The sequence below is a fragment of the Xylanibacter ruminicola Ga6B6 genome (assembly GCF_000687715.1).
GTDB lineage: Bacteria > Bacteroidota > Bacteroidia > Bacteroidales > Bacteroidaceae > Prevotella > Prevotella ruminicola_B.
The window spans coordinates 1-7,019 of record NZ_JHXD01000044.1; the positions used below are offsets into that span (position 1 = coordinate 1).

A 7,019-nucleotide genomic window follows, 5' to 3' on the forward strand; every position below is an offset into this window, starting at 1 on the left:
CTCCGTTTTTTAGGCCCGTTTTAGGCCTTTTTCAGCTCCAGAACTGAACGGATTTGACCGTTTTTAGTGGGGGAACATGCTCCGTTTTATCTAACTCAGTAAATCTACCAAGTGGCCGTCTGTATATGGAGCTTAATTCTTTATGTACTCTGCGGGACTATTTAGATAATGAGGTCCACCGACGCGAACACGCAGAAGTAAGCGGTTCCATATTCAGGAGCCACTTTTCCGTCGAGTCGGAGCGTCGGATTAGCCATGTATTTATAAGTATTACACTTCATTATCTAAATCTCGTTGTGTTAAAATCGGTTGCAAAGATACGCAAAATTATCAAACCAACTAAATTTTTCCTTAAAATTTTTGCACATCTCAGCCAATTTTTGTACTTTTACACCGAAATCGGGGTGTTAGGCGCTGGCATCAGCCACCAACACCCCAAAAAGAAACCCCTGCCCTCCCGAAAGAGATGCAGGGGCTCGTCATATAATAATGTGTCGTCATTTCATATGATAGGCCTCAGACCCTGAAGACCTAATTGTTGGTCGCTGTGACCTGTGTCAAGTTATGTGTGTACGATATTTAGGGTCTGAACACTTGACACTCATACTCGCATATCAGAGGAATATCTCGTCTGTTTATTGAAAAACCTACGAATAAACCTCCTGCGATATTTTTGCACCAAGTTCCTTGGTAACATTAAGTCCTATCCATCTGACGCAGAATCCATGTCTGCCCAAATAGTGGATGATTTTCAGTCTTTCGTTCCTATCCTCTACTCCCATCAGTTTCAACAGCTCATGTTTCTCCTTCTGTTCAACAAATGGGCATGAGGACAGTTCTACAGTCAGCATCACCAGTTCCGTGTATTGCCGTCTCATCGTTGGTGTCACGCTTTCATATTTCTTCTTCACCTGCTCCAGCACCTGACTCCTCTCCTTGTCATACTTGGTACTGTTCCCCCAATAGTAGAGCAATAGCAGCACCGACAGCATATTCAGGTCATTCAGCTTGGGTTTCTCTTCCTCCTTGTTCGAAAGGTAACCATTCAATACACGTTGGGGCATATAGTATTGCGAACCCATCTTTTTCAGCACAATCAGGAAATACAATATCTCCAACTGCGTGTACTCGTTGAACGTCGAAGTCTGGAACAGCAGGGCTATCTCGTCCCTCAGTTTCTTCATCACCACATCCCTGGCCTCTTTGCTCATTCGCGGTGCCTCTTTGGGATAGTGGTAGTCGCTCTGCACATAATCCAGTATCACGTTCAGTACAATGATAGCCTTCAGTGTCGTGTTCACTTTCTTGCTACGTGCATACAGGAAGAAGATGGAGTCTATCAGTTCTTGCAGATAGTTCACCAGCATACGCTCCTTGCGTCTCTTCTGCTTCACCACTTCTTCTGTCTGTTCTTCTGCCATCGAGAGTATCTTCATCTCCTTGTCAAAGTCCTTCAGCAGCGTCTCTGTCTTGATGCCTATGCGCATTAACGTGTAGTTCAGCACATCAGTATATTCCACACCTGTTGTGGCTACGATATCCTTGAACTTGGCATTGAATTCATTGGCGTTCAGCAGCAGCCGGTCTTTGTTAGCTACAGCCTCATCTATCTTGTCCTGCGTCGGATTCTTCTCTTCCTCCTCTTCGTCAGCATCGTGGGCTTTGTCTTTTTCTGTCTCTTCTACATCCACCTTCCGCTGATGCGTTCTGTAAGCCCTCACCGTCAGGTTATCGTCAATCAGATCGTCTATCCTGATTTTGGCACGTGTGATATCCGTCACCACAGGGCAGTCATAGTTTCCGCCTTTACCAGCACCAAAGCGCAGTTTATAGTCCTGCAACTGTTCTACCAGTATAGCCTGAACATCTTCCAGCACTTTTGGCTCGTTGTAGAAGATGAAATAATCATCTACATAGCGGTATATCTCGTAGTCCTTCTTCAGTTTCAGCCCTTTCTCCGTTAGTGCCTTTCTTTCCGTTTCGGTATCGATATACTGTAAGATGATTTCTGCAAATATTCTGCTGAATTCTGGGCCAATCACTATGCCGTTGGTCTCGTTGAAGTTCATTTTCTGCATCAGGTGGTCAAACTCACCGCCAAAGGTTTTGTCATCGCCAGGAAATGGGAATACCTCCTTAAACACATTCTTGCCGCCATTCACAGCCCACGTTATGGTGTGGGTATAGATACTGTCAAAGCAGCTCTGCAAGTCTAGTCGACACAGGTGCTGGTATTTTTTCTCAGCCCTTTGGTAGCGGTAACTCTCGTAGAACTTGTAGATATTCGAGAACTCCTGATAACTGAAATACGTCCTCAGGTTCTCGTACTCATTAAAGAACTGCTCCGTGCTGTCAACTTTCCTGCCCAACAACTTATTATGCAGTCGGTCCCGGTAGTAGAAATAGCAGGCCACATCGTTCGGGTGCCTAATGGAGAATTTACTCTTTCCCGTAAAATGCAGCATCAACGAGCGGTACTTCTCATAGAAAGCCACCATTTTAACCTGACTGGCTGGATGCACTAGCGACAACACCCTCGGTTTTGTCGGTTTGTGTACTATCTTGTAGTTAAACGGTATCGTTGGTTTCTGTTCGTTGACATCCACGCTTCCGTCGCTCTTCTTCAGATGGTCACCCAAGTTCATCAGCAGTTTCATCAGCAAAAATGCAGCGTCTGGCATTTTCTTCGACCACCGCAACATGCCGTTCTCATTCACCTCTATCTCGTTCTTCACCAGATAGCGGTAAAAGCCACGATTCGTAAATATCAATGGCAATTCGTAAGGAAGGGTATCCGAAAGCAGCACCCTTTCCTTCTTGTATCTCAGTTTCTTCTTTATTCTTTTGATAGCCATTGTGATATTTCCCTAATTCGTTTGTCGGCCATTGTGTAGCACTTACGCTCTTTCCAGCTTTTCTGGAAATCAAACTGCTTCACCATTGCCTTTATGCCCGCTATATACTGGTCGCGCTCCGGCATACCTTTCAGTACCTCGGAGTATACTTTTATTTTTCTATTGTGTACAAATTTAGTAAAAGTCTTCAGTTCCCCAACTTCAGTCAGCAGGTCGTTGCTGTAGTAGATACCTGCCTTGATGCCACTCTTCGATTTAGTCAACCTGTAGTTTCCCGCTATCATCCGCAGCGAATCCCGCAAATCCATCCGAGCCTCGCTCAGGCTGTATTTCGTTTTCTCCTCAAAGTGGACAAACGCATTGTTCAACCTTCGGAACAACTTCTTTTTCTTGTCGTCCGATAGTCCAAACTTGGTGATAAGCCTTGTTCCTGATTCGCCTCCACTCCGCAGCCATTTCAAGTTGTAGCCCAGATAATTAAAGTTTCCTTGCTTGGTCTCTTTATTCTTCAAGTATGTATGAAAGTCTTCAAGCAAAAGTTTCTTCTTCTGTTCTGGATTGTTCGGATCCATCAGCGACAGTCCCAAAGCGGCAAACTCATCACGCAAGCCATCGTAATATTCCTCCAGCGTCGTCCCTATGGGAAGATGCGACAGTATGATAAAGATGTCATCCACATATCTCACATAGAACACCACTTCCGGTCGGTGCTTAATGCTTTCGTCCACGCCTCTCAGATAGATTTCAGACAGATATGCACTCACGCCTACGCCACGAGGCACACCCAGTCCTTTGGGCTCTTCTGTGTCTTTCTTTCGCTCATATTCTTCCAATATCTGCCATATAAATCGTACTGACATCTTGCTCAACAGAGTGTTGCCCTTCAGCATTTCCAAGAGTCTGTCTTGTAGAATGCTTTCGTAGAAATGGTGAACGTCCGTTCTGATAATGTACTTGGGTGTACTCTCATTCATCAACCGTTTCACCTGCGTCATAATGCGGTGTCGGTTGGCCTGCTGCACCTTGAAAACCTTCTTCAAGTTGGCTTGCAGAGTCTTCATTACAAACAGGTACTCCACCTCATTCGGCACTGTATATCCCGTTTTATCGTCAAGGTCTATCGTGTCCAAGGTTATCCTGAATCGCGGGTCGTTTACCTTATCCGCAATCACCTCCAACCATTTAGATTCCTCCTTGCGGCGTTCTTTCTGGTTTTCTTTGATGGCTTCCTTGGTTTCTTTATATTCCTGTTTCTGTTCGTCAGTCCACTCGGTACGCTTGACGCTTTTCAGCTCCCTGATCACATCATTCAGTCGGTGTCCTTCTTCCAGTACAGCCAAATACGGCTCAGGGAAATACTCCTTTCGAATATTTCCCTTTCGCCTTTCTATCTGAAAGATCTCGTTAAAATGATATGCAGTAAACGATTGGTCAAGCATTCTTACCCTTCCTTTTGGGATCTAAATAATATTCCTTATAAAATTCCTTGGTGTCATTCAGACACTCCAAATCCACTTTATCCATCATTTCATTAAACAGGTCTTCTTCGGTGATGAATATAAGCGGAATATTCCTGTTGGCTTCTACCACGTCAAGATTCACAAAGTCTATAAACGAGTTCGCCATTTTACTACTATGACTATCTTTCTGAAACCTAACATCCACCATCATCTTATAGAACTCCCTGAAAAGCGGACTCTGGTCTTTAAGCATCCCCTCAATCAACTTGTCGAGAGAGAACTGTCCGTTTGAGCGAATCCTCACTTCCAGGCATCTTTTTCTCATTGAGGGCTGCGCATATAGGTTTTCTCTCTTTATGTGGTCCATCTCTTTGAAAATTGCCTGATTCATTGCAGCCTCGGATGGGAATGCGGCACCAATGTTAAATGTTAAATGTTAAAATAGAAAGAGCCACATTAGCAAGGGGACATGTACCGTTTTATCTACACAAAACCTATCCCTTGGGGACGCAAATTTTCCGCAAGGCAGATCTTAAATAGTTAAGATTCAGCACTTTACGGTATATTTTAATTTTGTTCACATTTTAAGTAATTGAGGATACAGTCTGTTGCAATACCCTTTTCAGCCTGCAAATATACTAAATTTCTATAAACTACCAAACATTTCACAAAAAAATTATAAAAAGTGGCAAAAAACAACAAACGTCTCAGAGAAGTGCCATTCTTCTCCGAGGCGTTTGAATTTTTAGAAGTGAACGGATATGCTCCGTTTTTATCTAAGAAATAAACATACGGAACATTTCCCTGCCACATGAAAGGGCATACTGGTATCTGTTAACGCCCAAATCCGAAAGCATTCTCCAGGTACAGCTTGTATGAGGGACAAGACTCGGCATATCATATTCTGACTCATTGACAAAGATACATTCACGCTTTTCGTCTTTGGGAACAAAGAAGGCAAACTCCTTACCGGTCTTCTTGTCACGTACCCAGACATACCTATATACGTCCTGACGTGTAATGCTGATTCTATCAAACTGATCGACAGGTCTCGTATAGCGGATAAACTCCAAGCCCATATCCTTTAGTTTTGATAAATCACATTCATGTATAACACATACATCGGAATGCATCTTATTGTAATGGTCTGGACGATTGCTTAAATCGCGAAGTTTCTTTTCTATAGGCTCAGATGAAGGAGCTTCTTCCTCTTCAGGTTCCTCTGCAGGAGGCGTATCATTCTTGCTGCCATTCTTGATGTAATCATCCTCATCTTCGTCTTTCGTCTTTTCCTTATCAGAAGATGAATCGTCATTGGGCTTCTCGCTCCTCTTACCGTGCTGGCCACGCTTGCGCATGGCAAGCTCACCCTCCAGCTTCTCATACTTAGCCTTCAAGTCATCGTAGGCTGCAGAAACCTTCCGCAATTCTTCTCCCATAGCATTATTAGACTTCAACACAGTCTCTAAGGCCTGAAGAAGATCTTTTATCTGGTTTTGATACTGCTCTCGCTCCATATCAGACAATTGGTCACCCTTTACAGATGATGCCTCTGCTTCCAGCTGCATCTTGTAATGGGCTTGCATTATCATGCGCTCTATGTCTACATGTTGATCTGCCATAATATGGGACTTTTGCTTCGCAAAGGTACGCATATTTCACGACATACACAAACATATAAATATCATTTAACAATCTGAATATCAGACGTTTAGACCAATTTAAGGACTCGAACAACACTTGCAATACAGCCCTATATGACACGCCAAAACTTAACGCCCTGAAGCCTCCTATACAGTTTTTGTTGTACTTGATTTTTAGCCGTAATCGTCTGATTATCATTGTATTAAACAATCTTTTAAATTCCTTTTGGCCGATGCAAATTACGCATTTTTAACACCAAAGATGTCATTATGCCGCATCATTATCGTATTTCACTTCAATTGAATCAATCTTCTTGATGACTGGACAGCTCAAAAGGGCCGTCAGGTATTTCCATTCCAAAACATATATTGGCTTGGTTCCGTCAAACTCTAGTCGTATGAAACCCATACCATGATCGTACTTCTGCATATAAAGCTGGCACTCGTTATTCTCATGGCGGATAATCTTCACCAGTTTCTGATTCCTGGATGTGAAAACGTATGCCGTGCCTTCCTCCATATTACCATCAAGGGTACAAACTACGCCATGCAACTTGTCATATCCACCACGCATATCCTTGTAGTTAGGGATATACTTGAATTTCGTAGCACCACTCAGACTGAACATAACGCCTGCAACTTATTAATGAAACAAACCAGCTCGCCATAGGTCAGTCTGTGATGGTCAATCTTTATGCCATTACTCAGACCTATATTGACATAGGAGATATAAATCTCTTTCTTCTTTTCAGTTCTTGAATACTCCCGGCCATCTTCGTCAGAAACTTGGATTGTTGCATCAGGAGAGCCCTTCACAACGCAATCAACGATCCCTTCCCTGGAATACTTCTTCTTATACCATTTCTCAAACGTATGATAAGGAACACCGTTGGATTCAAAGAACTGAGCTACCGAGATACCCTTGTTTACACCCTCCTCGGAATACTGTTTCCAAAGGGTCTCAATGTTAGATAAAACGGAGCATGTTCCCCCACTAAAAACGGTCAAATCCGTTCAGTTCTGGAGCTGAAAAAGGCCTAAAACGGGCCTAAAAAACGGAG

The 7,019-nt window shown here is 43.4% G+C and carries 5 protein-coding genes; all 5 read right to left on the minus strand.

What is annotated here, in order from left to right; translation table 11 throughout:
- Nucleotides 1-647: 647 nt before the first annotated feature.
- The 5 genes from drt3b to tnpB all read right to left on the minus strand — a co-directional run bounded on the left by drt3b (nucleotide 648) and on the right by tnpB (nucleotide 6,586).
- Nucleotides 648-2,855, minus strand: coding sequence for an antiviral reverse transcriptase Drt3b (gene drt3b, locus T500_RS0114600; protein ID WP_028908714.1), 2,208 nt, complete (start codon nucleotides 2,853-2,855; stop codon nucleotides 648-650).
- Nucleotides 2,837-4,294: an antiviral reverse transcriptase Drt3a gene (gene drt3a / locus T500_RS0114605; protein WP_028908715.1), complete on the minus strand. Its 1,458-nt coding sequence runs from the start codon at nucleotides 4,292-4,294 to the stop codon at nucleotides 2,837-2,839. The genes drt3b and drt3a overlap by 19 nt, the downstream gene beginning before the upstream one ends.
- Nucleotides 4,287-4,640, minus strand: a complete 354-nt coding sequence (locus T500_RS0114610; RefSeq protein ID WP_155267586.1) for a hypothetical protein — start codon at nucleotides 4,638-4,640, stop codon at nucleotides 4,287-4,289. The genes drt3a and T500_RS0114610 overlap by 8 nt, the downstream gene beginning before the upstream one ends.
- Before the next feature lie 451 nt (nucleotides 4,641-5,091).
- Entirely contained in the window at nucleotides 5,092-5,937 is an 846-nt protein-coding gene (locus T500_RS0114615) for a hypothetical protein (protein WP_028908717.1), read from the minus strand.
- Between the two features lie 289 nt (nucleotides 5,938-6,226).
- Nucleotides 6,227-6,586: an IS66 family insertion sequence element accessory protein TnpB gene (tnpB, locus tag T500_RS0114620; protein ID WP_028908718.1), complete on the minus strand. Its 360-nt coding sequence runs from the start codon at nucleotides 6,584-6,586 to the stop codon at nucleotides 6,227-6,229.
- Between the last annotated feature and the right edge of the window lie 433 nt (nucleotides 6,587-7,019).